A 23607-nucleotide genomic window follows, 5' to 3' on the forward strand; every position below is an offset into this window, starting at 1 on the left:
AGGGGCAAGCGCATCCCACCGACACGACGTCACCGTGCACGCGTGCACAGCATCGAGTGGACGGCTCCGTGGCGAATTCACGTCCCCAACTGATCTAGTTGTTCGATTTGCCGTGCATCCAACTGATGACGTCGAGGACGCGGAGCGCACTGATGTCGTCGGGTAATGCTGCGTCCGCTCTGATTCTCAGAAGTCGAGTGTGCAGCGCACCTCCGTCCGCGCGCAGCGCTTCCCGGATGGGATCACGGTGCACCATCACCGTATTCAGCACGCGCCCGACGACCGTGTCGTAGATCGGGACCAGGCGGGGGCGTTTGCGGGCCATCAACTTCGTGGCGATGGTGCGGCCGATGTCGCCCACGCTTCGGAGTTCGTCCTCCAGCAGCAGGATCGGCGCGTCGGGTGTGAGCCCGTCTGCTTCGTCGACGAGGTCGCGGTCCGGGCCGATAGCGTCGAGCAACTCGGCGAACCGTGCAGCTCGAGTGACGAGCAGTTCGCGCGCAGCGCTCGCGGTGACGTTGACGGACAGGAAGGTGATGGCGACGAGATCGTCGGCGGTGAAGCGGTTGCTGTCGGCGGCGCGGTTCTGCGGTGCCCAGCTGTCGAAGTACGCGCCGGTGTAGCAGCCGGCATCGAGGTAGGTGCTGCCGTAGTACTGCCGCAGCAGAGCGACTGCGTTGTCGTCGGAGTCGGCGATCAGGGGCGGTGGAAGAGTGATGCTCATAGCGGTCGATCGTGTCAGAGGGCAGTGGTGTCGACACCGGGTTCCGGGTGGGGTTCGATGCGCTCCATGCTGTTGACGATCAGCGCGGTGCGCTCCGGCGGACCGGACACACATGCGGTCGCAGCGATCAGGCCGGCCGTCTCGACGCACGATCGTCCGGTGCGTGCGAACGCGCGCGGGAACATCCAGAAGTCGATCGAATCGTCCGAGTCGACGAGTCGCCCCATCGCCCACTGGCCTGTCTGCTGATTCGTCTTCACCGTGACTTCCGCGAGGGTGCAGTGCACGACGACGTGCGTCCCGTTGGGGACATCGCCGGCGCGCACCTCCCGCACTCGCACGAGAGGCTGCGGTGTGGCGGCGTGGTCGTTCGGCATGGTCCCCAGGCTTCCACCAGGCTCCGACACGAAAGTGGCGTTGTGAGGCCGACGGATCCGATGTGGCCTGTCAGCGGCGGGCGCGCCTGGGGGTCGAGCTACGACGGGGTCGAGCTACGACGGGGTCGAGCTACGACTCGGTGCGATCGGGTGATCCATCCTGGGCGTTCGCCGTCGTCGGGAAGGTTCAGAGGTAGAGCAGGTTCATCTCGCCGGTTCCGTCGAATCGTTCGAGGCTGTCGAGGACGCCGTTGAAGTTCGCGGTCCGGCAGCGTCCGAGACCGACGATGAGCGCAAAGTTTCCGTCGAGGGTGACCAAATACGACGGGGCGCAGCCGTTGTCGGGTGAGACGTGTTCGCGGGCGTCGAGCAGTGCGTAGCGGACGGCGTCGGCGGCTGCTCTCTTGGCGGTGGCGAGGTCCGGCTCGGCTCCGGATGAGGTGATGATCTCGGGGTTGTTCTCGGGGCGGGTAGTGACGGTCCAGGTGATCATCGTCGGTGTTCCTTTCCTCGCGCTGTCGTGGGCGGGCCGTGTAGGACTGGAGCCTCGCACGGCGAGCGCAGCGAGTCGGGCGAGGCGACCGCCATTGTCGGTCGGGTGTGGATGGCCGGCGAAGCTGTGGATAACGACGTTCGGCCCCGCGGTGCGGGGCCGAACGTGTGGTATCGGTCAGGCGTTGTCGAATGCGTCGAGAATTTTGGTGGGGTCTCGGCGGAAGCGGCCGCCGTCGACGAATACCCCGACCGCGGTGCGGTGAACGCGGCGCAGCTCCTCCATGAGGGTGTCGTAGCCGACGCGGTCGGTGATGCGCCAAGTGATCGGGCCCATGTGCAGGTCTGCCCAGTGGACGGTGCGGCGTTGTTCGGGGACGTAGCGGCTGTGCGCGACGACGGAGTGTTCGGGGCCGCCAAGCCAGACGACAGATATCGCGGCGGCACCGAACTGTGTGCCGGGTTGCGCCGGGTGGGGGGCGTGACCGTCCACGCCGACGAGTGAGCTTCGGGCGGAGGCGAATCCGGCGATGAGGTCGCAGACGGCTTCGGCGCTGCGGAAGGTCATCATCACGTGCCCGAACGCGACGATCATCTGCGCTTCGTCGGTCGCGGCCGCAGTGACGGTGATAGTGGCGGTCTGTGGGCCGGTGACGATCGCGGTGGTGTGGGTGACGATGGCGGTGGTCCGCGCGTTCTGCGCTGCGCTGGCTCGGCGGCTGGGTCGGGTGGTGTTGCTCGACATGGTGACCTCTCCTGGAAAACGGTGGCCGGACCTTCGCCCTGCCAATTTCTTTTGCCGTGGTGGCTTGAGGAGAGGGCTCAGCGCACGGGGCGGCGGGTCAGCCGGTGGGCCGGAAAGTTTTCAGCCGAAGGCGTTCTGAAAAGTTTTCGGAGCCCTTGGGCCGGCGCAGCCGCCATCGGTTGATGCGCCGGCACGGGTGATGAACACTCGGAGAAGCCACAACGTCACAAGAAATTGATTTCTTCGATGCGGACGAAGCGCAGCGGAGTTCGATTCGGCGGCGGCCCGCAGGGTCGCGTGTGGCCCGCCAGGGCCTGCCCGAGGACTGCACCGGCCACCACCGGCGAGACGCCCGACGCCGCCGGGGTTCGGCGCTCCTGCAGCGCGGTGTGGGGTACCGCTCGCACGGTGACTGTGCGGGAGCCACGAAACGCCAGCCACGCTCGGTGTCGCGGTAGCTCCGATCTTTTCGGTGTGTCCGACGGTGGTCGGGTGTGCAGTTCCGGTCTGGGCGGATTCGGTGTGGATCGTTTAGACTTTCGATCAAGTTCGAGCGTCGATGAGGGTCACGTTCGAGCGCGCCCCACCCGTACCAATTCACCCCGCACTGCGTTCACCGCACTGTGGGTTGTGTGGCTCTGTGAGCGATCGGTACCTGTCCGGTGGGGATTTCCGCGCACCGAAACTGGAAGGCCCTCACCATGTCTGTCTCTCCCGCTGTCGACAAAGACACCGCCATCGCGCGCGCACGCGCCGCGATAGAAAACCGCACCAAATACATCGAGTCCCTTTTCGACGCCGCCCAGGCATCCGCTGATGCGCGCGAGAAGGTCGCCGAGGCGACGCGCGCCGCTGAACACGCGAACGCCGAACACGCCGCCGCGTACAAAGAAGCGATCGACGCCGGGTGGACGGTTGCCGAACTCACCGGAAGTGGTCTGACCGCTCCGACACCGGTGGGCAAGAAGGTATCCAAGGCGTCAGCGAAACGCGGCACCGGTCGCGCCACTGCGCGTCGCCGAGTCGGTGCCGAGAACACCGCCGCGGCACCGGACCGACACCACGATGACGACGCCTCGTCGCCTGCACCCGACGGGTCGAGCGAACCGCAGTCCTCGACTGCGCCCGCGCACTGAACACTGCTGCCCTCGCACCACCCGCACACCGGCACCGGTCGCGGATCCCCAGTGCGCCCCTGCACGCTCGACACATCTTCTCCGCGTCCGGGCGCACACCTACACCTCGAAGGACCACTTGCCATGAGCCAGCCCGAATTCAACGTCGAAGTAGCCTCCCTCGACCGCAACGGTGACCCCGGTTTCGTGCACTACCGCGGCGCGTTCTACACCTCCCGCTCCGCCGGACAGTTCGCACTCACCCAAGCAGCAGCACTGGCAGACACCTACGAGTTCGACACCGTCTCCGTCGTCATCGACGCAGTCGGCGAGGGCACCTCACGCCGTGATGTCGAGTTCATCGGCACCCCCGGCGAACTCGCCGCCGAACTGACCGCGCTCCCCGCCTACGCCTCCGGCGCGCGACGCACCGTCATCCCCGCACCACGCGCAGTGACCGCCGCCGTGGCCGCTGTCGTCGAAACGTCACCCCCGTTACCCGACTCGGCGGTCGACGGCCCCGACGCCGTCGCGGTTCTCGACGTGGAGGTGTACTCCACCCGGCCCGGCCCGATCCCCAACTCGCGCACCGACGTCGGCGCGTACACACCGCAGGATGCGCACCGCATCGCCGAGCAGCTCGCGGCAGATCTCGGCGGCTCCATCGAGCCGATGCGCAACGAGACGGTGCTGCGCGTGACCCACGACGCGGACGTCTCCGACACCGACCGCATAGCCGCCGAACGGTCCGTGCAGGTGCGGAACCTGCGGGCGAACCTCTCCGTCCTCGACCCGGTCGCCGACGCCGAACACATCACCGCCCTCGCCGCCGACCTCGACGAGCTGCGAGCTCGATCGACGCCGGCCGCACGCCCGGACAACACCGCAGCTGTGTCCGCGTCGGTATCGACGCCTTCGCTGGCGAACGCAGCGGACGTCGAACGCTCCTCGACACGTCCGCGCGGGTTGGTCACTCCCCCGACTGGACGCTCGTCCAGAGCGGCACAGGCCACCTCGTCCACGCTGCACACCGCCCCTGCCCCGACGCACACAGCGGCGATATCGCGGTCGGCCGATCACGGTCTCGGGTGACCACCGACCACCAGATCCCACCGCAGAGGAGGGAAGGGCGGCACCGACTACCTCGGCCCTCGCAGCGCTCCGACGCGGTCGGCGACGGTAAGCCTGCGTTCCGGCTCGACGGCGGCGACCTCGGCGCGGTCCTGGCGTTCGAGGCGGTGCTGTGGAACGAACCGATGACCGGCGTACTCCGCGAAGTCCACATCACGCCCGGCCGGGTACGCGTGGTCGTTCTTCAGACCGAACAGCAGAAGGGCCTCTACCCGCGATACACATCCAGCGGCGATCCTGATGCGCCGTATCTGGCCGACTACGACATCGACTTCGGCGACGAGGTCCGGATCGGCGATCGCCACTGACACCGCTCGTCCGGCTCAGCTCGGCCGTACGGGCGAGAAAGGCACCCACACAGCCGGTGTGGGTGCCTTTGTCGTTCGGGCCGGGTGGGCGCGTGGTCAGCGCTGCGGGTGCGGCGCGGTGCCGGGTGCGCCGAAGATGCCAGCCGAGCGTGCCCATGCGGTCAGGGTGCGGCGTTCGGCGTCGGTGGTCTCGTCGGCGTGGAGGTAGTCCCACTCCTGCAGCGCATCGAGGTCGTGGGCGTCGGCTCCGACGTGTCCGCACCACCACAGGTACGCCCCGATCGGGGACTCCACCTCGTGCCCGTGGGAGTCGACACTGCGGGTGTCTCGTTCGTTACGGGGTCCGGTGCGGGGACTGTCGAGGGTCACTGCCCTGACCGAAACGTGTTGAGCCGCTGCCACAGTGCTCGTTGAGCGCGTCCGTGCTCCACGAGATGTTCGAACAGGTACTCCTCCGGTAGCTCTTCGGCGGCGTGGACGATGGCCGTTGCCACGGTCCGGTAACTGCGTCGGTAGGACTGGGAGAGAACGATGTCGGCGTAGTGGACGGCGGTGAAGCCGTCTGCCCCGGCGGTGATGACCTCGTTCAAGCGGCGACGCAGGGGCGCGTCTTTGGCTCCGCCGGATCCGGATCGCATGAAGGCTGCGGTGACGCTCGCTGGGTCGTAGGGTTCGCCGGCCAGGGCGAGACCGGCGATCACGACGAACATTCGCCGGTAGGCGACGTCGTCGAAGTCGTCGGCGGTCACGATCGCGGTGATGCGCAAATCTTCGGCGGATACTCCCCCGGTGTGGGCGCTCCACATCAGGGCGCAGAGCAGCAGTGCCTCGGGGTCGGTGGACGGCTCGTGAGCTGTCTCGTTGTCGACGGCAGTGTCGTCGGCGACAGCGGCGAGGCTGCGAACGACACGCTCGGGCTCGTCGGGCGGTGGAACTGCGCTCAGTGGCGTCATCGTCGGGCTCGTTCTCGCAGGTCGATCTCGAACAGGGGCAACGGAGTGGTCGGTCAGGCGGCGGCGAGCTTGTCGAGGGCGTCGATCCGGAAGCCGGACCAGTGGGTGTTCTCGTCGACGACCACGACGGGAATCTGCCGGTAGCCGAGTCCGTTGGTGACGAACTCGCGGGCCGCTGCGTCTTCGGTGACATCGACGGTCGTGTAGTCGATCCCGTGCTTGTTCAGGCGTCGTTTTGTTTGATCGCAGTTGTTGCATTCGGGTTTCGTGTACACAGTGATCGACATAGCTCACTCCTCGAGAGAATTTTTCCGATAGGTTCCATTTTATCCCACAATGCCCCGATTAGCCATAGATGGAGCGACACAATTTATCTCGAACATGTTGGTGCACAATGGATTACCGGTTGTTAAGCAGATCGGAATTACGACGGTTGCGTTTCCTTATCGGCAGTACGGAAAGGAATACGAAAAAGCGACAGGCAATAGTTCATTCCACGTTCAGACCATGGTGCCGTCGCCGACTACTGGCGCATCGCCGTGATCGAGACATGCGAAACGCCGCCGGAGCTGTTGCTCTACGGCGGCGTCAGTCGGGGGGGTCGCGGTCGGTGGTCAGTGGTCGGACGCGCTGTTGCGGCGTTGGTCGCCGATGAACTTTGCCCTGTTCGTGGTGATGACGACCTCTCTCGTACCTTTCGATCCCAGCTCGTTGCCGAGACGGACAAGAGCGAACACCAGTGCCACTGCAAGAGCGGGAAATACGGTTTCGATGAGGCTGATGTCGTTGCCGTCGAAGCTCATCTTGACGTTGTATGCGGCAGCGGACACTCCGAGGATGCCCACCAAGACAGCGGCAAATCGGTTGAGCGCGTACCGAAGCCGGTCCACTGCGTCCGCGGACTCGAAGTAGCGTTCCGCGTTTTCTATGCTGTCGTCGAACAGGAATTCTTGGCGGATCTTGGCGTGGTTGCGGAAGGTGCTGAGGGGGTTCATCGGTTGTTCCTGTCGTCGTCGAGGGCGGCTCGAGTGAAGCTGCGTTTCTGGTCGTCTTCGTAATCGGCGCGGGTGCTGTTGAACTCACGTGCGATCAGGTAGCCGAACAGGATGGAGCCTGCGGTGAGGGCGGCTTTCCAACCCCAGGCGACGTCTGGGTAGGTGATGGCGAAGACGCTGGCGGCGACTACGGCGAGGCCGATGAGGGCGAGTGCGTTGCTGTGCAGTTTCACTCGGGACGGCTTGCGTATGTAGGCGGTGCCGACGGCGTAGGCCCCGGTGACGAGGACCACGAACACGATCAGTGCTGTGCGGTTGACGAGATCCATGGCGTTGTTCGTTCCGATCTGTGGTGTCCAGTCGTGATCGACAGCTGTGTCTGTCGTTGTGTCGTTGGTGGGTGATGTTGCCAGGTGGTGCCGACACACTGCTGGGTGTCGGCACCACACGGGGTCTGGTTGGTCAGCTGGTGATCTGTTTGCGTGTGGTGGTTTCTATGGCGACCTTGGCGCTGTCGTAGATGCGGTCGGGGATGGTGACGATGCCGGCCGCGAGTTCCGCGACGGTGCGCAGCGCTGTCTCGCGTTCCTGTCCGGTGGCCGAGGTGTCGAGGGCGATGCCGAGTGCGCTGCGGATCCGTCGCACGGTGCGTTGATCGTCGACGCTGGTCACGCGCAGACCCATGGTGCGGGCGTAGCCGTCGGCGCTGCGCCAGGCCGTGCGCGCCTTCTGCGCGGCTGTGGCGAAGGCCTGCACGCGTTCGGGGGTGTCGGGGCCGTGTTCGGGGCGAACGTCGTTCATTGCGGCGAAGGCGTCGATGAACGCTGCCGTTCGGGGCTCGGTGAGGTCGTCGAGCAGGGGCCTGACGAAGATCGAGTACGGGTCGGCCAGGTAGGCGGCGTAGGCGTCCGCGACCTCGCTGTAGACCGCGTGCGCGGCGGCGTAGTCGGCCTCGAGTGCCTTCTTCGCGTTGCGGCGGTCGACGAGGTGACTGCGGGTCCGGGTGATCAGGTATGCAGCCAGTGTGACCGAGACCAGGACCGCGGTGATGCCGCCGAACCAGATGACCGGTGTCCAGTCCATCGGAACGTCGGGTGCGGTATCGACCATGGACGGCGGTGCCGGGTCGGCGGCAGGTAGGTCCGTCGCCTCGCCGGTAGACACCGGCAGGAGGAGCGCTCGGACTGCGGTGGCGGCGATGGCGACGAAAAACCCTCCCCCGCATATCTGTGGGGCGGTCCGGGCGTCTCCACCTGACATGCGAGACCGGTAGAGCGTGGCTCCGCCGAAGATCATGCCCGCGATCCCGACGGCTGTGCATCCCCACAGGACGTACGACAGGAACACTTCGAGATCGGCGATGGTGGGTGTCGTCGGTTGGGGTATCGGGTTGTTCATCGGTAGTGGGCCTTTCCGGCTCGGTGGGGCAGCAAGATCAGGGGCGGCGGGCGAGGTGGGCTTCGGCGGTGGCGGCGGCGACGTCGTAGCCGCCCCACGGTGAGCGGTGCGGGACCGAGCGCAGGCCGATGGTGACGCCACGTCGGGTGATGACGGGCCATCCGGTGGGGCGTTCCCCGACGATGTTGACGACCTTCGCTGTCCACACCTGATCCTTCTGCGACGGTGTGCGCTCGGGGGTCACGATCGGGAGGTCGTCGAGCCAGCCGGGGTGGGCGTGATCGAGGGCGTCGCAGACTGCCTCGGACTCGTCGGCGCGGTTCTCCCCTTCCCACCGGCAGCCGGTGCACGCGCCGCGGTAGACGTCGCCGCCGACGCACTGGCAGGGGGTGTCCCTGCTCGTGTCCGGGCAGCAGCAGTCGAGGTCCGCTGCAACACAGGTGGGTTGGCAGGTATCGGTGGGTGTGGACGGGTCGCAGATTCCCGGACGGAACGCGTGGGAGGCGGCGGTTGAGCCGTGTCGTCCCCAGGTGGTCGCCCAGGCTTCGAATTCGGCTACGCGGGCCTGCACCCCTCGGGTGGGGCTGGCGAACAGGATCGGGATGCCGTGCCGCTGGACGTGCAGTTCCTGTACATCGGCTTCGGCGGCGGCGAGCACCTCGAAGATGTCGATCTGGCCTGCGGTCTCGGCCATCACCGCACACCCAGCTCGGGGCGGGTGATGGACTGCACGGCGAGGGAAAGTCGTACGTCGCTGGCGTCGACGACGACGGGGTGGGTGCGGCTGTACCAGGCACCGGGTGCGTCGAGGAGGGCGGTGACCTCGACGCGGCCTGCAGGTGCGGTGCGATAGCCGAGAATGTCGATGATCGTTCCGTCGAACTGTGTGTCGAGCGAAATCAGTTTCATTCCAACTCCTTTGAGGCGGCGGCGTGCGGGCGTGGTGGGCGTGGTCAGGGTGGCGGTCATGAGTACTCCCAAGGTCGGGCGGAGAAAGACTTCAGCGATGACGGTCGCGGGCCGTGTGCAGGCGCTCAGGACGGCAAGGTCTGACAGTCGGCGCATTCCCAGCGCCCGGCGGTCGAGGTGCAGGTCCGTCGCTCTTCACAGAGCCAGCAGATCTGGTTGCGCTTACGGGTCGACACCTGCTGCGCCGCAGCCACGGTGGCGGCCTGTGCGCGGTACTGCTCGCGGGTGCTCGCATCACGGGCAGCGAGGTCGGCGCGGACCTGCTCTGGGTCGAGGTCAGGTCCATTGGTTCGCACGGTCAGCATGTCCCCGAAAGCCACGCGACAGGACTGGCACACGTCGCCCGGCGTAACGACTGGAGCGCCACAACCCGGCAAAGCGCAGTCATCGAACAGCGTTGACTGCCAGTCGCATTGGTGTGATTCGGTGCGTGTCGTGGCCATGCCCTAACCTTACAGTCTCACACTGTAAGGTGCAAGACGTGCAGTCCAAATCCTTACAGTCGGAGCCTGTAAGGTCAGGGCATCGCCAACCACGACCCAGGAAGTATCCGATGTCCGACGAACTCACCACCGCCGACGTGCTGGCATTGATCGAAGACAAGACCGGCAAGGCCATATCGGCCAAGACATGGTCCTCGTACGTCGCACGCGGACAGGCCCCCAAACCGGCCCGCCACCTCTCCCGCACCCCGCTGTATGCGCGGGGCGACATCGAGCAGTGGATCACCGACCGGCCTGGCAGCGGTGCACGAACCGACCTCCGACCGTGACGAGCGAACCCACCGACCCCTCGATCGTCAACATCTCTTGACGAACAGGAAGGGCCCCGGCCATCGGGTGATGGTCGGGGCCCTTCCTCTTGTTGCGGTTCGATCAGGCGTCGTCGTCGACGGCTGCGTAGGCGGCGTCGACGGTGGTGTTGCCGATCGCGGCCTGTTCCACCGGTGTCAGGGCGTGGCCGCTGTCGGCGAGGAAGGTCAGGTACCTGTCGATGCCGACCATGCCCCGGTAGTGCTTGACGGAGAAGCGCCAGTAGTCCTTGGCGTCCTGGGGGCCGGTGAGTCGGGCCTCGAACGCGGTGAGCACGCGGGCGAGCAGCAGCACCTCGGCGCGAGCGGGCGTGGCACCGGTGGCCTTGCGGTCGACCTCGTGCAGCGGTGAGCCCATGATCTCGGCGTACCGCTCCGAGCACTTTGATTCGGTGAACACATCACCATGGGTCGCCAAGGTGATCACCATCCATTTGGTGGCGTTCTTCGGCGCGGCCTTGCCCGCGAGCAGCCCAGTGAGGAACGCGCGCCGGGCTTCGGTCGCGGTCGCTCCGGCGCGGTTGAGGGCCTTGACCTTTCGCCGTTCTGCGCGTTCGGTCTCGATGCGTTCGGCTTCGGCGCGCGCGGCTGTGCGCTGCGCCGGGGTCAATCCGTCCTCGGTGCCGACGCCCTCTGCGGCGGCGGCGATCTTCTCGGGTGCGAGTTCGAGGCCGGCCGCAGACACATGGTCGTGACGCAGGAAGAACTCGCACCCCCAGGCGGTCACTTTCTCGACCGTGTTCGCGTGCCGCAGCTCCTCGTACGCCTCGGCGTCGTCGTCGTCCTCGGTGTCGAAGTCGATGTCGTCCTCGGCGACTTCCTCGCGGGTCGTCTTGTCGACCCAGACGGTGCCGGTCTCGTGGACGTAGACGTGCCACAAGTGCGGCGCTTGCTCCGGGGCGTCGGCCGGGACTGCACCGCCGTCGGCGGTGCGCAGGTCCGCGAGGGAGTACCACTCCCCCTCGCTGGTGGACGGTTCGTCGTGGAGCAACGTGAAGCCGAGTGCGATGTAATCGGCTGCGGCGGCAGTGGTCTCGGCGCGTTCGTCGATGCGGCGCTGGAGGGTGGCCAGGCGGTACTCGAAACCGAATCTGTTGTCGAAGATCTGCTCGATTGCCTCGGTGATCCACGGCTCCGCCTGTGCGGCGGCTTCGAGATCAGCAAGCAACGCAGCCCCTTCGAGGGTGAGCTGACGGTCGTCGAGCTGGCGGCGAGCGCGCTCGGATCGTCCTGCTCGACCGGCCTTTTCGACGTACGACTTGGGGACGTGCAGTGCTGTCGCGACCTTCTGCACGTTCAGGCCCAGGTCGAGCAGGCCCGTGACGGCGGCGGCGCGTTGCCCGGTGGTGAGGTCTTCGCGCTGGTCGTTGGATACGACCTGCTCGGTGATGCGTTCGATCCCTGCGGCCTTCTCGTCGTCGGACTGCTCGCGCACCATCACCGGTATCGAGGTGAGACCGGCTTCGCGGGCCCCGAGAGTTCTGCGCTGTCCGTCGTGGACGACCAGGGTTCCGTCGGCGCGGCGGACCGCCGAGACCGCCTGGAGGACACCGTGGGCGGCGATGGAGGCGACGAACTCGGGGTCGGCGGTGATGTCTACGCCGTCGCGGACGTTGGCGGTGATGTCGAGGGCGTGCGGGTCGGCGTCGACGAGGATGTAGCCGGTCGAGGTCGGTGCCGATTGTGCAGCCGTGGTGGTAGTCATGATGGCGGTCTCCCTGGTTAGTGTGTGCAGGTGAGGCACCGGGCAGATATCAGCTGCCCGGTGCCTGTTCACAGGTGGAGGGTCGAGCGAGGGTCAGCGGTCGGCGGTCGTCGCGATGGGTAGTTCCCAGATCGGGTCTTCTGCACAGGGGTCGCTGATGTCGACCCAGCGACCGGTGACCTCGTATCCGCGACGGGCGAGCAGCATCTGCGCCGTGTCCGGTGTCCAGGCCATCGGTGCGCGCTCCTCGATGCCGGGCGCGTCGATGTACTCGACCTCGATGCCGCCCCGTCGGATGGACACCCCCAGGCCACGTTCGGAGCGTTCGTCGCCGTATTCGGAGGTGACTGCCGTGAGGTCTCGCTGCGTTTCTCCCATGCCTCTAACCTTACAGTCTCAGACTGTAAAGTCAAGTGCTGCAACGGATTCCGATGCCAATGCACAGGGGGGCGAATCGTTGCAGGTGCCGAGAGGCGGCACCGCGAATACTCGGATCACCTACAGCGCAGGCTGATCGAGCCTGCGACTCACGCCGGGTCGGTGCGGCGGGTGGGGTTCTCGATCCGGGGACGCAGATTGTAGGTGTCGTACCACTGCTGGGCGGCTTGCTTGCTCATGCCGAGGATCTCGCCGATCTTCGACCACGGGACAGGCCGCTCCTGGGTCCGGAGGCGTCCGATGATGGCGTAGCGGTCGGCGATCATCGTCGAGGCGAGGAATGCGTTGATCTCGAGTGCGTCGACATCGGAGACCGCGTCGTCCATGCGGCGTTGCGCGTTCGCGGTCCACGTCCCGGCGTCCTTGCGCCCCTGCTCGCGCACCATCTCGGCTAGGTCGACGTCGACGAGAGCGTCCCTGTATTGGACGTAGAGTTCGGTCAGCTCGGTCGGGGTGAGGACCTTCTCCGATTCCATAACGTCAAGATATCTTGACGCATTCTGTCCGTCAACATATCTTGACGATTGAGCATGTTTCAGCTGACGGGGGTTGCGGCTTCGGCGGGGCACCACTGTTGATGGAGGCGAAGGAATCCCTTGCCGTTCCCGATCGGTATGTCGAAGCTCAGACAGCAAATCCACTGTCCCCGAGCAGTTTTCGCCCACGCATGGAGCAGACCGGGCGATTTTGTATCCATCGCGAGCCCCTCCGAGCGGACCTTGAGAGGTGTCCCGTCGCGGAAGGATCCTCCGGACGAGCCTGCCACGGTGAGAGCTATGTTTTGTGCACGGATGGACAGATGTCCACGTACTGTTGCCCACCATGCCGAGACCTGGTTGGCGTGTTTGTATCACTCCACACGAGTTGGTGCCGCGGCCAGCGGTGCCGGACACAAATTTGGAGTGGCCTGGGTTCGCGCGGCCAGAGTTGGTGGCCGGCACGCCGTTCCTCATTGACCCATCATTTGAGTATGACATCGAGTTGAATGCCTTCTTCAGATCAGTCGATATGCAGGCGAAGGCGCGCCACACCCAGGTGGGCTACGCCCGCGATCTAGCCGCGTTTTTGAACTTCGTTGCTGTCTCACGAGACAGAGCTCGTTGGTGCGACGTCAACGAGGCTGACCATCTGGCGTACTGGCGCTGGCGCAGGATCGACTCTCAAGGGCCGCACATACAAGGTGCGACATGGGACCGAGAGGTTGCCGCAGTCGACAAGTTCTATCGATGGCAGGTCCGCGCGGGCCATATATTGAACAACCCTGTGCCGCAGAGAGTTCGACGACCAATGCCGTTCGGCGCGGGCCTCGTCCGTCATGACTCTTCGACCACAACACCGGCAACCTACTCGCACGATGCCGCGACGGATCGTATCGAGTGGCTCCCACCCCAGTCCTACCGTTTATGGCGCGATGTCGGGATTCGCGGATATCGCGCCGACGGTGTCCACGACACCGGGTTTCGCGGTCGCTGGGCGGCGCGCAATGCATCATTCTGCGACTTGATGGTGCGCACCGGCATGCGGTTGTCCGAGCAAGCGGCGCTGACGGTATTCGATGTGCCAACAGCTCGCGGTCTCGGGGGCTATCAACGTTTTTGGCTGCCGACGGCCATCGCCAAAGGTCGTTCGGCCCGCCGAGTCTACGTTCCTGAATCCGTGATCGCCGACCTGATCGGGTACGCGACACTCGATCGCGCGGAGGTCATCGCCCGCGCACGCGCCTGCGGACGGTACGAACAGGTTCGCCGCCCGCTCGTGATCCCTGATCCGCATTCGCCGGTCGTCGTACAGACTCGGTCCGGTCTGCGATCGACCGTGAAAGTTTCCAACCTCGATGCCGACGAACGACGCCGCTTGCTCATCGACGGGCCCGATGGCTTGACGCCGGCCGCGTTCTGGCTGTCGGAGTTCGGCACCCCCATCGCGGTCTCGACCTGGAAAGACATGTTCGCAGTCGCCAACACACGGTGTCGTCGAGCAGGAGTTCCTCTGACTGCACATGCTCACCTCCTGCGGCACACGTTCGCGGTGGTGACTCTGGAACAGCTACAGCGCGGACATATCAGCGCGATGACCGAAATGACTGCCGAACAGCGAGGGCAATGGACACAGATCTTCGGTGACCCTCTGGACTGGGTGCGACGTCGCCTCGGACACCGCTCCGTGGTGACAACACAGATCTACTTACACGCGCTGTCGGAATTGGAAATGGAAACGCGAATGATGTTGGTGCCCAACACATGGGAAGATCCCCGCGACACTCCACTCGACGTCTTCGACGTCGCCACTGAGAACAAAACACAGTGAACGGTCGCGGCAGTACCGGCACCGGGCGCCGCGCGATGCTCCCATCTGGCCCGTACACACCGACCGAAGGCGAACACGCCATCGCCTCCGGCCTCACGGTCCGATTCGATGGTGAAGACGGCCGGACTCTGCTGGTGGACGTCGCGAAGATGGCGCTGCCCGGTTGGCACACGGCAGTTGCAGAGGCTCTGGCCCTTGCCCTCGGGGCGACGGGACGCAGCAGGACGCTCAGCTCAGCGAAGGGACTGGTTACGAGGGTGCGATCCATGCTGCGATCCCTCTCGGAACTGCCGGATCCACCGACCGGACCACCGTTGCTGGAGACCGCCCACCTCCAATCTGTCTACAACCAGCGCAGAATCACGCAGAAGGACGTCTACGCCTGGCGAGGCATCGCACTTTTCGGACAGTTCCTGACGTTGCCACCGCTGGTCGATACGGTGAATTCATCAGTGATCGACTACACCTGCCGCCAAATCGGGCAGACCCGGATTGGCCAACCTGGCTACTCGGACGGAGAGTTCGATCGTATTCTCTCAGCCGCTCGGTCAGACATCACCGCATTGCGCGATCGAATTCGACTCTCGGAAGCTGCAATAGGACAAACGGGTGAACAGGAAGGCTTGGAGGGCGACAAAGAGCTCGTCGCGATTGCGGAATCAGGAGTCGTACCCCCGAGCCGGAGCTTCAGCGCGCACGTCGTCAGACTGGAGCTTGCGAGCCGGCTCTATATGACGATCCGGGACCTCGCGCCAATGCTCGTGTTGATGGTGGCGCTGACCGGCCGCAATATCGAAACCATCAAAGAGCTCCCCTGGGAACACCGAATCCTGGAGACACGCGCCGTCGAAGTTCGTGTCATCAAACGCCGCCGCGGCAATCACCGATGGTTCGAGACCGCGACGTGGGAGATCGGGCCACCGGGTCGCGAACTGCACTATCCCGGCGGTCTTTACCTACTGCTACACGAACTGACCACTCGCAGCAGGAACACTTCTGGCAGCGCATCCGTTTGGTCGATCTGGCGTAGCGGCCACAACACCGGCCTTCGCGGTATCGAAGAACATTTCGACCCATTCGCTCGCGAACTGACCGCGACAGCAATCAACCTTGCCGGATGGCGCACCCGGCATTGCCTCCACGCTGACGTCGTCGACGGAACGCCCCCGGCTCCGCTTGCGGTCACCGGCAACCGGATCAAGACCACGGCAGACGTGCGCCGTACCAAACAGATCGGCGGTCACCTCCCGTCCGCTGCCCGGAGCAACACCATCCCGGTTCTGTTCCGGAACTATCTACGCGGAGACCCGACAACACAGGAATGGGCACACACCGTTGTTGCGGCTGCCGTCAGCGACGCCGAATCGAGCGCTCTGGCAGCACACAGACGGGCGCTGCACGTTGCAGGAGGCACACTGAACGTGCAGCCGGAACGCTCCGCCACCAATCCTCACGGGGATACCCCGCCGACGCACACAGACGCAGCCGATACCGCCTGGTCAGCGTGCCGGGATCACGACCATCATCCCGCCACCGGGAGAAGCTGTCGCGCATCGTTTCTCGACTGCTTTCACTGCGGAAACTGCGTGATCACGCCTGATCACCTTCCTGGACTGCTCGGATTGCTCGATGCGCTGGCGGCCCGCCGCGATCAGCTGTCGGAGGCCGATTGGTGGGTCCGATACGGACCGACGTGGGCGGCCATCCGCCATGACGTTCTCTCGAAGTTCAATCGGTCCGAGATCCTGGCGGCAACGGAGATCAAACCCACCGATGCACTTCTCGATCTCGTCGAATCACCATGGGAGCAAACATGACCAACGCCCACCCTCAACCGTCGACGTCGCACCCGTTCGACGAACGATGCGTACTGAACGGGCGGCCGGTGCGCCCGGAGACAGAACTCAGCCGAGCTTCTCGATTCGTAGAGGACGTCTGGGATCTCAGTCCAGCTTTCTTTCAGCAACATCATGTTGCTCTGATCCTCGACTTCACATCCGTGCCGTCTGTCTATCGCACCGTGGCCAAAGAACTTTTCATCGGGCTGCTGGGCGGGCCTGCACCCGCCAGAGGACGCGGCTTACCGAAGGTAGCGACGATTGCCTCGATGTTGCCCACGCTCCGCCACTTCTTCTCCTGGCTCGCTTCGCGACCCAACCTGCGCCAGCCGCTGCTATCGGAGTTGCAACCTTCCGATTTGATTGCGTACCAACTGCATTTGCTCGCGACGCAACCCACTCTCACGGTTCGTGATCGCTATCGCAGTTCGGTTCGGTCGCTCTATCGCTACCGCGGACTCATGGTTACCGATCAGCTGACTTTCGACCCGTACCACATCGATGGTTGGAGCGAGTCCGGCGACAGGAGCGGGCCAGACAACGCGACCGCCAGAATTCCGGAGGCGGTGCTCGGACCCCTACTCACCTGGAGTCTGCGGTTCGTCGATGAGTTTGCATCGGACATTCTCGCGGCAGACCGCGAGTGGCGACGAGTTCGATTGCAAGAAGGGGTAGTTCCGCCCGAGGCAAGGCGTTGGGTAGAGAAGGATCTGGTCCATCTGTTAGCTGAATACCGTGACGCAGAACGCCCACTACCGGGACACAACGGCCAACCGAGCTTTCGCCACCTGTCCCGCCTGCTTGGATGCGATCGCTCGACCTTGCGGACTTACCATGACCTCATCGAGGACACAGCTCGACTGGTCGGGGTCGACAACGATGTCTCGTGTGACGTGGTGATCAACGGACGGATCAACGGGTCCCCCTGGATTGACCGCATCCTGTTCAATCGGCGTGATCGGCAGGCCGGGATCTTGCACCTGCTGTCGGCGCTGAGCGCAGCCTGCTACGTGATCATCGCGTTCCTGTCCGGCATGCGTGACAGCGAGATCAAGCATCTGCAGCGGGGCTGCATCAGCGTCAAACGTGACCCTCACGGCAGGCCCTACCGGTGGATGATCACCAGCCTGGCGTTCAAAGGTGAACGCGACCCCACCGGAGTGCAAGCGACCTGGGTTGTCGGCGCTCCGGCCGCCCGCGCCGTGGCGGTCCTCGAACTCCTCCAACCCCGTAACGAAACCCGGCTGTTCGCACCCTCAACTCATGGCACCGCTGTGCGGATCGGCAAAACCGCCGCCCACGTCAATTTGACCAAGACCACGAACGACCACATCAACAATCTGGTGTCCTGGATCGATGGCTATTGTCGCGCACATGATCTCGCAGAGGACATTCCGGCTGTGAATGCCCAAACGTGGCGGCTGACAACCCGCCAGTTCAGACGAACACTCGCCTGGTTCATCGCACGCCAACCCGGCGGATCCATTGCCGGGGCAATTCAATATCGCCACCAAGCTGTCCAGATGTTCGAGGGCTACGCCGGCACATCGGATAGCGGTTTCCGCGCCGAAGTCGAGTCAGAGGAGGCCCTTGCCCGAGGGGAGGGTCTGATGGCAATGATCGATGCCCACGAACACACCGATCTCGTTGGACCCGCCGCCGACGAAGCCCGCCGACGTCTGAGCGAGCTCGAGTCGAATATCCGATACCAAGGACAGGTCGTCACCGACCGGCGTCGGCACGACCGCTTAATACGCCGATTCGACCCAGCAATCTATCCAGGCCGATACGCCACCTGCGTCTACGATCCGGACAAGGCACTGTGCACACGCGCACAAAACCTTTCGGGCCAGAACGCGCCGACGCTCGGTGGTTGTCGACCTCTCGAATGCCGCAACGTCGCGCTCACCTCAGGCAACCTCGACGAGTTGCGTTCGGAGAGCTCCGATATCGAGCGCGAGCTCGAACGAACACCGTCGCTGCCTCCGTTGCTGCAGCATCGACTACGGCAACGGAGTGAGCAGATAAATCAGTTCGTCGACCGACACGATCCGAACTCAATCCGATGAGTAAACGCATCGACCTCCCGAGCGAGCAGGACGTCCGTCGAGTGATGACAGAGCACATCGAAGACGCAGCATCGGCCGGCGGCCGCGCCACTGTCATCGGCCTTGCCCGTCGACTGGGTCTGTCCAACGCAACCTTCTGGCGGCACTACCCCGCTATCGCTGCCGAACTCAGAGCCGCTTCCGTCGCAGCTCCCGTCGCCACACGGCATGACGACCGGACCGAACTCCTTGCCTCCAACAAACGCGTGCAACGAGACAACGCGGCGCTGACTCAAGACCTCACCCTCGCACTGGCCGTCATCCAGCGGCTAACACTCGACAACCACGCCCTACGGAAAGAACTGGAAACAACGTCAGGGGTGACCTCCCTGCAGTCACGCTCGAGCTCCGCGGACGCTGTCGTGGGCGCGTGTGGCCGGCAGGACCGCTAAGCCTCGATCCACCGATAAAGCTGCAAGATACTGGGCGTCGGGGAGGAAGTATCCTCCGACCAGAATTAATTCGAGTTCTCACACAGCGAATCAGACCAGACCACTCCGAGTATGTTCACCGCTGTCCTTTTTGAGATGACTCGTTCAGCTTTTGACGTCGGATGGCAGATACACCAACGACAATGCTTGCGATCCCAGCCGCGAGGACAAGCGTTGACAGCGGATCAAATTCATTAGTCTCCACACGCGTGTCAAAATCCTGTGCAGCGCAACGCACGACGACTAGCGGTAGGAGGGGACGACTGGACTCGACGTCGACAGCCCCCGGATAAGCATTCTCGCAAATTTCTGAGGCCGAGCGACCGAGCCCAATCTGGCTGGTCGCCCCAAATGCAACACCAACGAGCAAGACGCCGATTAGAACCAGCAGGACAGCTGGCCGTAGCCACCGAGAACCTGTATTGCTCATGCGTTCGAAGTCTAGCCGCCGTCGAGTTGGCGGCGGTCACGGTGACCGAATTGTGACCAAACTCGTGTTCGCGTGTCTCTCCAACGGTGGGCAAACTGACCGTACTGTTCGGTTCGTCCTTGATGCCCTTCACTGTGGGAGCTCCATGAAACCGAGCAGGCTACCTCTCAAGTCGCATATTGGCGATCCAAGCCCATTGATCAATGTCCGCTTCAGGCAGCATCGGACGCGAAATCAAATTGTCGCTCGAAGAATGTCACTTATCGGTGCGTTAATTACATCCCTTGCATTGCTAGTTTCTACACCTGGCGTTGCGAACGCCGATCAATTTCGCAACAACCAGTGGGTATTCGGCTCCATCGAACGCGAATTTATCGATTTCCTTTCCGGTGCTAACCAATACGGCCAAGGCGGCACCTCGAGTATCGGAGAACCCACCAGTGGCGAGCTTTACGCAGGAAACAGCAACGAGGGGCGGTGGCAGGAATTCGGGTTTACTAATCGCATTTACTGGTCGCCGAATGTCGACCCAAACAAAGGTCGTCAAATCGGCGGCTTGATCATGAACAAGTGGCTTAATTTGCCATCGCGTCAGTACAGAACGTATGTCAACGGCCCGTATCAGTACGAGAAGCGAAGCGACGAACGTGGACGACTCGGGTACCCGGTCACACGTGAGAGCCCTGCTTCTGGCGGGCGGTACAACAACTTCCAGGGCGGCGCGATTACATACAAGTTCGGAGCCACATCTGCCTATGCCACCTGGGGTAACATTCGCGATCAGTGGGCTGCGCAGAACTACGAGCTTGGACCCTTGGGCTTCCCGAGCAGTGATGAGTACCTGTGTCAAGATGGAACAACGTCCAATGATGGTTACGAGTCATATGGCGCTTCCGGACAGAACTTCCAGAACGGCCAGTATCTGACGTCAGGACGCAGGCCGCCGACATTGGGCTACAGCTCAGTCCTCTTCTCCAAACTCACCTATCAGTCATCTTCCCAATACACGACCGCAATTTCGCAGGCATCCACTGCTTGGAATGCACTTGGGAGCGTCCAGGTTACCCCCTATGACCCTGTGAACCCGACGCTCACTAATGTGGAAATTTCCGACGCCAACCGTCCGGACGTCACATGGGCCGGGCTATACAGCAACACCGACTTTGGGGTGGACACTATTCAAATGAATACAGCGAAGCTCGGTAACGCCAGTAATCAACGGAACGTTATGACACACGAGATGGGTCATGCGCTCGGTTTGGCGCATAACTGCAAAAGTCAGCTGATGGATCCGATTTCAAACTCATCGGTTTTTGCGCCGCAGTTCATGGATCAAGCCGCCTACCGTCAACTCTGGGGATGACATGATGAAGGTCAGAAGTTTAGGATCAAAGTACGGCACGGTGGGCGTTGCGAGCTTATTCGCCTGCATTGTATTAGTTGGCTGCAGCACTTCGGCAGGCACGCAACCTGGAGATGCTGGCACGACTGCCAGCGTGACTACGCGCACACAAGCAGTGGAAATGGACTCGGCTTTCGATGTGACAGACCCTCAGCAGCTTGCCGGTTGGGCCGACGCGGTCTTCGTCGGAACAGTGATTGAGCAAGTCGGTACGAAGGCAGTTGGGCCGTTTCCCGAGACGCAGTTTTCTGTTGAGGTGCTTCAGACCCTAAAGGGTGACGTCGCGGGCCAAATACTCGTCAATCAGCAAGGCGGGTATGGCACCGACGGTACGTTGTACTTACTGGACGATGACCCACTGATCGAGCCGGGAGCAACATACCTTATGTCGGCTGGCTTCTTGCCGTCCGAAAACTGGTACACGGTCGCTCCACGCGCGGGCAAAGTGACGTTGTCAGCAGAGGAAGTTGCTGCCGTCAGCGATGGAACTGCGCGGCGATCAACCGATGAGCCAGCGCCGGTCGCAACAATGCGAGATGCCATCGACAACGAGATTCCGTTCGATCCGAACCGCGAATCGGAGCCCGTCAGCTCCGAACCGCCAGTGCCACCAAGGTAGGTGTGTGACTTCAGTCGACTGGACCGGAAGCTGATCTTCACGTCCCACCAGTGCAGTTCGGGGGTGTATGACTTATTCCCGAACTGCACTGACGTTTTAGCCTGTCTTGGCTGTCGACGGGCCAAATCCTCATCCGCGGTGGCTCCGCTACAGCGGCAGCTCATGGTCCGAGCGTGATTCGGGCAGGTGTCGAACCCTCGTTGGTGATGGCCCGAAACAGCGGGATACTAATCGGATGCACAGTGGTCAGAGGCAAACCCCGTCTACAATATGTTGACCAGGACTCTCCGAGGTGGATCGACGATGCGGCGCGTGGGGGGATCGAAGCTCACGGGCCAGTTCTCGTACAGGTCGGGGGTCATTGTGCGACCGCCAATCGGTGCGGCCCATGTTCGGCGACTGCGTCGGTGACCGCGGGGGTCCAGCGCAAGCCGTGTTCGCCGAGCATGGGTGCGGTGAGGGTGTAGCGGCCTGTGCGCTGGGTGATTCCGCGTCCGTGGACGGTGGTCTCGAGTGTGATCGAGCGGATGCGGCCCCTGCCTTGCTCGATGCCGCCGTAGCCGACCGGCCGAGAGGAAATCGTCAGATCGAGACCAGGCATTCGACCGTCCGTTATTGCGAATATCCCTGCGTGAGTGCGGTTTCGGGCCAGCAGGGCACGTGCGCGGGTCGGCGGTACGTCGCGACCGTGGACGGTACTGATGACCAGATCGATCCCATCGATGCAGATATTGGCGGCGTCGAGAGGGTCTGCTTGACCGGGGTCGATCAGGGCGATCTTCGACAAGTCCCCGCCGTGTTCGTGGACGGCGAGGAGCCCGAACTTGGGTTGACCGATCAGTGCGACGTGGTGGCCGGCCGCGGTGGCGGTGGCGACGAGTCCGACGAGAATGGATCCGGCACCGGTGATCGACAGGGCCGTTCCACGGGCCAGTGCGCCGCGCGGGAGCAGTTCCGACAGCGGCATGGGTACCGGCAGGGTTTTGAGGGTTCGTGAGCGCACGGGGCCGCTCAGGGCCCGTTCATCGCCGTCGGTCGCGGCGGCCTGCGCGTTCGGCTGCGAGGGGGCGAATGCGGGCGAGTCGTCGGAGTCGGTGGGTGCGTGGTCGCGGCGTCCGGGGATCGCGGCCATGCTGCGGCGAAGAGCGGCGAGCTGTGCAGCCTTGTCCAGGCTGGTCAGGTCGGGGATCGTGTCGGCGGTACCGGCCATGAGTGCGACCTTTCGCCGAACGGATCAGTCCCGTTAATCTATGCGAACATACGTTCGATGTCGAACTACCTGCGTACGCCCGCAGCTGGCCCTGCTTCAGGAATCCTGGCGGCGTTCACGAGGTGGTCGAGGGAGAGTTCGGGGTCGGCCGTCAGGTGGCGATGTTCGGCGAGCAGACGCCTGACGTGATCGAGGTCGGCGCGCACGGCCGGGTCGTCGGGGTCGTAGCCCTCGTCGATGATGGCGGCGCGTTCGTCTGGGTCCATGCCTAGTTCGACGCAGCGGCGTCGGGTGCGGTTCCCGCGTCGTAGATCAGGTCGTCAGAGCCGTCGTAGCGGTAGGCGCGCTGTCCGCTCGGCAGCGTCACCCATCCGGCCTGTCCGTGATCGGGAGTCGGATCGAAACTGCGGTCGCTGGTCATGGGATCAGTATCTCGTCCGTCGCGACCGCACGGTCCGGGTGGTCAGCTGTTGACGAGTTGGCTGGCTCGCTGAAAGGTCACGCCGAGAAGCGATCCGATATCTCGGACGGGTACGTGAGCGGTGGCGAGTTTCTTCGCGAAGGCCTCGGTGCTGGCTTTGACGCGGGCTTCGTCCTCGGCCAGACGTGCTCGCTGTGTTGCGATCTCGGCGATGCGGACCGCGAGATCCTCTCCCCCGGGTTCGAGCTCGATGTGCTGCTCGATCTCGACATCGGCGAGGGCGACTCCGGTTTCGAGGGCGATCAGTTCTTTCGCCGCGGTGGGGACATCGTCGATGCGACGGGCCTGAGTGAGGGCGTCGAGTTCGGGGACGGCGATCATCCACCACTTGCCGTCTCGGGTGACCGACACCGTGTAGGTCTTGTTCACTGCTGCGCCTCCTTCATGGCTGCGAGGATCTTGCGGTAGACGCCGGGCGAGATCGTCCGGTGCCCGTCGGGCACAGTCACTTTGACTACGCCATCGGCCGAGACCCACGTACTGTGCGAGCCGACCGTGCGAACCGAGGTGAACCCGGCCGCTTTGAGGGCCTTGACCACTTTCCGCGTGGGCTGCTCGGTTACCATGATTTTAGTCTAGTCGAGTGGACACTTTCTAGTCAAGTCGACTAGACGGAATAT

The 23607-nt window shown here is 63.8% G+C and carries 32 protein-coding genes and 1 pseudogene; 11 read left to right on the plus strand and 22 right to left on the minus strand.

Annotated elements, in window-relative coordinates; all coding sequences use genetic code 11:
* Window positions 1-94 precede the first annotated feature (94 nt).
* The 5 genes from CH285_RS12820 to CH285_RS12840 form a co-directional block, all read right to left on the minus strand.
* Window positions 95-724, minus strand: a complete 630-nt coding sequence (locus CH285_RS12820) for a DUF6308 family protein (protein ID WP_094642658.1) — start codon at window positions 722-724, stop codon at window positions 95-97.
* A gap of 14 nt (window positions 725-738) precedes the next feature.
* The gene (locus tag CH285_RS12825; protein WP_094642659.1) at window positions 739-1101 is read right to left on the minus strand and encodes a hypothetical protein; all 363 of its coding nucleotides are present in this window, start codon (window positions 1099-1101) and stop codon (window positions 739-741) included.
* A gap of 187 nt (window positions 1102-1288) precedes the next feature.
* A complete protein-coding gene (locus tag CH285_RS12830) occupies window positions 1289-1594 on the minus strand; it encodes a hypothetical protein (RefSeq protein WP_094642660.1) in 306 nt (101 codons plus the stop codon).
* Between the two features lie 177 nt (window positions 1595-1771).
* Window positions 1772-2338, minus strand: a complete 567-nt coding sequence (locus CH285_RS12835; RefSeq protein WP_094642661.1) for a hypothetical protein — start codon at window positions 2336-2338, stop codon at window positions 1772-1774.
* A 224-nt stretch (window positions 2339-2562) separates the two neighbouring features.
* On the minus strand, window positions 2563-2745 hold the full coding sequence (locus CH285_RS12840; RefSeq protein ID WP_032386842.1) for a hypothetical protein: 183 nt from the start codon (window positions 2743-2745) through the stop codon (window positions 2563-2565).
* Between the two features lie 294 nt (window positions 2746-3039).
* Between CH285_RS12840 and CH285_RS12845 the strand changes: the two genes are divergently transcribed.
* From CH285_RS12845 to CH285_RS12855, 3 genes are all read left to right on the plus strand, one after another.
* Entirely contained in the window at window positions 3040-3474 is a 435-nt protein-coding gene (locus tag CH285_RS12845; protein ID WP_094642662.1) for a hypothetical protein, read from the plus strand.
* A 123-nt stretch (window positions 3475-3597) separates the two neighbouring features.
* Complete coding sequence (locus CH285_RS12850) at window positions 3598-4545, plus strand: hypothetical protein (protein WP_094642663.1); 948 nt, start codon at window positions 3598-3600, stop codon at window positions 4543-4545.
* Entirely contained in the window at window positions 4542-4892 is a 351-nt protein-coding gene (locus CH285_RS12855; protein ID WP_094642664.1) for a hypothetical protein, read from the plus strand. Before CH285_RS12850 ends, CH285_RS12855 begins: the two co-directional genes overlap by 4 nt.
* A gap of 96 nt (window positions 4893-4988) precedes the next feature.
* On the opposite strand, the gene CH285_RS12860 is transcribed toward CH285_RS12855, so the two are convergent.
* The 9 genes from CH285_RS12860 to CH285_RS28385 form a co-directional block, all read right to left on the minus strand.
* Window positions 4989-5261 carry a hypothetical protein gene (locus CH285_RS12860; RefSeq protein ID WP_094642665.1) on the minus strand — a complete coding sequence of 91 codons (273 nt, stop codon included), beginning with the start codon at window positions 5259-5261 and terminating at the stop codon, window positions 4989-4991.
* A complete protein-coding gene (locus tag CH285_RS12865; protein WP_094642666.1) occupies window positions 5258-5845 on the minus strand; it encodes a DnaB-like helicase N-terminal domain-containing protein in 588 nt (195 codons plus the stop codon). Before CH285_RS12865 ends, CH285_RS12860 begins: the two co-directional genes overlap by 4 nt.
* A gap of 53 nt (window positions 5846-5898) precedes the next feature.
* Window positions 5899-6132 (minus strand): glutaredoxin family protein, encoded by a 234-nt coding sequence (locus tag CH285_RS12870; protein ID WP_094642667.1) that lies wholly within the window; start codon window positions 6130-6132, stop codon window positions 5899-5901.
* A gap of 327 nt (window positions 6133-6459) precedes the next feature.
* Window positions 6460-6840 (minus strand): hypothetical protein, encoded by a 381-nt coding sequence (locus CH285_RS12875; protein ID WP_094642668.1) that lies wholly within the window; start codon window positions 6838-6840, stop codon window positions 6460-6462.
* Window positions 6837-7169, minus strand: coding sequence for a hypothetical protein (locus CH285_RS12880; RefSeq protein WP_094642669.1), 333 nt, complete (start codon window positions 7167-7169; stop codon window positions 6837-6839). The genes CH285_RS12875 and CH285_RS12880 overlap by 4 nt, the downstream gene beginning before the upstream one ends.
* 133 nt (window positions 7170-7302) lie before the next feature.
* The gene (locus CH285_RS12885; RefSeq protein WP_094642670.1) at window positions 7303-8238 is read right to left on the minus strand and encodes a hypothetical protein; all 936 of its coding nucleotides are present in this window, start codon (window positions 8236-8238) and stop codon (window positions 7303-7305) included.
* Window positions 8239-8275: 37 nt separating this feature from the next.
* A complete protein-coding gene (locus tag CH285_RS12890) occupies window positions 8276-8932 on the minus strand; it encodes a DUF6349 family protein (protein ID WP_094642671.1) in 657 nt (218 codons plus the stop codon).
* The gene (locus CH285_RS27510; protein WP_141215009.1) at window positions 8932-9147 is read right to left on the minus strand and encodes a hypothetical protein; all 216 of its coding nucleotides are present in this window, start codon (window positions 9145-9147) and stop codon (window positions 8932-8934) included. The genes CH285_RS12890 and CH285_RS27510 overlap by 1 nt, the downstream gene beginning before the upstream one ends.
* A 125-nt stretch (window positions 9148-9272) precedes the next feature.
* Window positions 9273-9503 (minus strand): hypothetical protein, encoded by a 231-nt coding sequence (locus CH285_RS28385; protein WP_255032419.1) that lies wholly within the window; start codon window positions 9501-9503, stop codon window positions 9273-9275.
* Between the two features lie 257 nt (window positions 9504-9760).
* Here CH285_RS28385 and CH285_RS12905 point away from each other — a divergent pair, with 257 nt between their 5' ends.
* Window positions 9761-9979: a helix-turn-helix transcriptional regulator gene (locus CH285_RS12905; protein ID WP_094642674.1), complete on the plus strand. Its 219-nt coding sequence runs from the start codon at window positions 9761-9763 to the stop codon at window positions 9977-9979.
* A 103-nt stretch (window positions 9980-10082) separates the two neighbouring features.
* Here CH285_RS12905 and CH285_RS12910 read toward each other — a convergent pair whose 3' ends face one another.
* The 3 genes from CH285_RS12910 to CH285_RS12920 all read right to left on the minus strand — a co-directional run bounded on the left by CH285_RS12910 (window position 10083) and on the right by CH285_RS12920 (window position 12637).
* Complete coding sequence (locus CH285_RS12910; RefSeq protein WP_094642675.1) at window positions 10083-11723, minus strand: ParB/RepB/Spo0J family partition protein; 1641 nt, start codon at window positions 11721-11723, stop codon at window positions 10083-10085.
* Window positions 11724-11816: 93 nt separating this feature from the next.
* The gene (locus CH285_RS12915; protein ID WP_094642676.1) at window positions 11817-12101 is read right to left on the minus strand and encodes a hypothetical protein; all 285 of its coding nucleotides are present in this window, start codon (window positions 12099-12101) and stop codon (window positions 11817-11819) included.
* 149 nt (window positions 12102-12250) lie between these two features.
* On the minus strand, window positions 12251-12637 hold the full coding sequence (locus tag CH285_RS12920; RefSeq protein WP_094642677.1) for a hypothetical protein: 387 nt from the start codon (window positions 12635-12637) through the stop codon (window positions 12251-12253).
* 346 nt (window positions 12638-12983) lie between these two features.
* Here CH285_RS12920 and CH285_RS28390 point away from each other — a divergent pair.
* The 7 genes and pseudogenes from CH285_RS28390 to CH285_RS12955 all read left to right on the plus strand — a co-directional run.
* A pseudogene (locus CH285_RS28390) lies at window positions 12984-13394 on the plus strand (site-specific integrase); the annotation flags it as partial.
* A 270-nt stretch (window positions 13395-13664) separates the two neighbouring features.
* Window positions 13665-14468 carry a site-specific integrase gene (locus CH285_RS28395; protein ID WP_232433769.1) on the plus strand — a complete coding sequence of 268 codons (804 nt, stop codon included), beginning with the start codon at window positions 13665-13667 and terminating at the stop codon, window positions 14466-14468.
* Between the two features lie 35 nt (window positions 14469-14503).
* Window positions 14504-16285 carry a hypothetical protein gene (locus tag CH285_RS12935; RefSeq protein WP_141215008.1) on the plus strand — a complete coding sequence of 594 codons (1782 nt, stop codon included), beginning with the start codon at window positions 14504-14506 and terminating at the stop codon, window positions 16283-16285.
* 842 nt (window positions 16286-17127) lie between these two features.
* Complete coding sequence (locus CH285_RS27515; protein WP_141215007.1) at window positions 17128-18375, plus strand: hypothetical protein; 1248 nt, start codon at window positions 17128-17130, stop codon at window positions 18373-18375.
* Window positions 18372-18806 carry a hypothetical protein gene (locus CH285_RS12945; protein WP_042940335.1) on the plus strand — a complete coding sequence of 145 codons (435 nt, stop codon included), beginning with the start codon at window positions 18372-18374 and terminating at the stop codon, window positions 18804-18806. Before CH285_RS27515 ends, CH285_RS12945 begins: the two co-directional genes overlap by 4 nt.
* Before the next feature lie 614 nt (window positions 18807-19420).
* Entirely contained in the window at window positions 19421-20638 is a 1218-nt protein-coding gene (locus CH285_RS12950) for a matrixin family metalloprotease (protein ID WP_176458603.1), read from the plus strand.
* Between the two features lies 1 nt (window position 20639).
* On the plus strand, window positions 20640-21296 hold the full coding sequence (locus CH285_RS12955) for a hypothetical protein (RefSeq protein ID WP_143545005.1): 657 nt from the start codon (window positions 20640-20642) through the stop codon (window positions 21294-21296).
* A gap of 358 nt (window positions 21297-21654) precedes the next feature.
* Here CH285_RS12955 and CH285_RS12960 read toward each other — a convergent pair whose 3' ends face one another.
* From CH285_RS12960 to CH285_RS12975, 5 genes are all read right to left on the minus strand, one after another.
* Window positions 21655-22506, minus strand: coding sequence for a hypothetical protein (locus CH285_RS12960; RefSeq protein ID WP_094642680.1), 852 nt, complete (start codon window positions 22504-22506; stop codon window positions 21655-21657).
* A gap of 65 nt (window positions 22507-22571) precedes the next feature.
* Window positions 22572-22772, minus strand: coding sequence for a hypothetical protein (locus tag CH285_RS12965; RefSeq protein ID WP_094642681.1), 201 nt, complete (start codon window positions 22770-22772; stop codon window positions 22572-22574).
* A gap of 2 nt (window positions 22773-22774) precedes the next feature.
* The gene (locus CH285_RS27930) at window positions 22775-22927 is read right to left on the minus strand and encodes a hypothetical protein (protein ID WP_176458602.1); all 153 of its coding nucleotides are present in this window, start codon (window positions 22925-22927) and stop codon (window positions 22775-22777) included.
* Window positions 22928-22969: 42 nt separating this feature from the next.
* The gene (locus tag CH285_RS12970; protein WP_094642682.1) at window positions 22970-23356 is read right to left on the minus strand and encodes a HicB family toxin-antitoxin system; all 387 of its coding nucleotides are present in this window, start codon (window positions 23354-23356) and stop codon (window positions 22970-22972) included.
* Window positions 23353-23553 (minus strand): type II toxin-antitoxin system HicA family toxin, encoded by a 201-nt coding sequence (locus tag CH285_RS12975; protein WP_094642683.1) that lies wholly within the window; start codon window positions 23551-23553, stop codon window positions 23353-23355. The genes CH285_RS12970 and CH285_RS12975 overlap by 4 nt, the downstream gene beginning before the upstream one ends.
* Between the last annotated feature and the right edge of the window lie 54 nt (window positions 23554-23607).

This window comes from Rhodococcus sp. 05-2256-B1 (genome assembly GCF_002258465.1).
GTDB lineage: Bacteria > Actinomycetota > Actinomycetes > Mycobacteriales > Mycobacteriaceae > Rhodococcoides > Rhodococcoides fascians.

Coding starts and splice junctions, on each gene's coding strand:
- CH285_RS12905 (WP_094642674.1), top strand. CDS start 9,761: ATGTCCGACGAACTCACCACCGCCGACGTGCTGGCATTGATCGAAGAC.
- CH285_RS12825 (WP_094642659.1), bottom strand. CDS start 1,101: ATGCCGAACGACCACGCCGCCACACCGCAGCCTCTCGTGCGAGTGCGG.
- CH285_RS12850 (WP_094642663.1), top strand. CDS start 3,598: ATGAGCCAGCCCGAATTCAACGTCGAAGTAGCCTCCCTCGACCGCAAC.
- CH285_RS12975 (WP_094642683.1), bottom strand. CDS start 23,553: ATGGTAACCGAGCAGCCCACGCGGAAAGTGGTCAAGGCCCTCAAAGCG.
- CH285_RS12935 (WP_141215008.1), top strand. CDS start 14,504: ATGCTCCCATCTGGCCCGTACACACCGACCGAAGGCGAACACGCCATC.
- CH285_RS12835 (WP_094642661.1), bottom strand. CDS start 2,338: ATGTCGAGCAACACCACCCGACCCAGCCGCCGAGCCAGCGCAGCGCAG.
- CH285_RS28395 (WP_232433769.1), top strand. CDS start 13,665: ATGGTGCGCACCGGCATGCGGTTGTCCGAGCAAGCGGCGCTGACGGTA.
- CH285_RS12870 (WP_094642667.1), bottom strand. CDS start 6,132: ATGTCGATCACTGTGTACACGAAACCCGAATGCAACAACTGCGATCAA.
- CH285_RS12950 (WP_176458603.1), top strand. CDS start 19,421: ATGAAACCGAGCAGGCTACCTCTCAAGTCGCATATTGGCGATCCAAGC.
- CH285_RS12955 (WP_143545005.1), top strand. CDS start 20,640: ATGATGAAGGTCAGAAGTTTAGGATCAAAGTACGGCACGGTGGGCGTT.
- CH285_RS12915 (WP_094642676.1), bottom strand. CDS start 12,101: ATGGGAGAAACGCAGCGAGACCTCACGGCAGTCACCTCCGAATACGGC.
- CH285_RS27510 (WP_141215009.1), bottom strand. CDS start 9,147: ATGAAACTGATTTCGCTCGACACACAGTTCGACGGAACGATCATCGAC.
- CH285_RS12875 (WP_094642668.1), bottom strand. CDS start 6,840: ATGAACCCCCTCAGCACCTTCCGCAACCACGCCAAGATCCGCCAAGAA.
- CH285_RS12880 (WP_094642669.1), bottom strand. CDS start 7,169: ATGGATCTCGTCAACCGCACAGCACTGATCGTGTTCGTGGTCCTCGTC.
- CH285_RS12830 (WP_094642660.1), bottom strand. CDS start 1,594: ATGATCACCTGGACCGTCACTACCCGCCCCGAGAACAACCCCGAGATC.
- CH285_RS12965 (WP_094642681.1), bottom strand. CDS start 22,772: ATGGACCCAGACGAACGCGCCGCCATCATCGACGAGGGCTACGACCCC.
- CH285_RS12885 (WP_094642670.1), bottom strand. CDS start 8,238: ATGAACAACCCGATACCCCAACCGACGACACCCACCATCGCCGATCTC.
- CH285_RS12945 (WP_042940335.1), top strand. CDS start 18,372: ATGAGTAAACGCATCGACCTCCCGAGCGAGCAGGACGTCCGTCGAGTG.
- CH285_RS12960 (WP_094642680.1), bottom strand. CDS start 22,506: ATGGCCGGTACCGCCGACACGATCCCCGACCTGACCAGCCTGGACAAG.
- CH285_RS12920 (WP_094642677.1), bottom strand. CDS start 12,637: ATGGAATCGGAGAAGGTCCTCACCCCGACCGAGCTGACCGAACTCTAC.
- CH285_RS12820 (WP_094642658.1), bottom strand. CDS start 724: ATGAGCATCACTCTTCCACCGCCCCTGATCGCCGACTCCGACGACAAC.
- CH285_RS12890 (WP_094642671.1), bottom strand. CDS start 8,932: ATGGCCGAGACCGCAGGCCAGATCGACATCTTCGAGGTGCTCGCCGCC.
- CH285_RS12865 (WP_094642666.1), bottom strand. CDS start 5,845: ATGACGCCACTGAGCGCAGTTCCACCGCCCGACGAGCCCGAGCGTGTC.
- CH285_RS12845 (WP_094642662.1), top strand. CDS start 3,040: ATGTCTGTCTCTCCCGCTGTCGACAAAGACACCGCCATCGCGCGCGCA.
- CH285_RS27930 (WP_176458602.1), bottom strand. CDS start 22,927: ATGACCAGCGACCGCAGTTTCGATCCGACTCCCGATCACGGACAGGCC.
- CH285_RS12910 (WP_094642675.1), bottom strand. CDS start 11,723: ATGACTACCACCACGGCTGCACAATCGGCACCGACCTCGACCGGCTAC.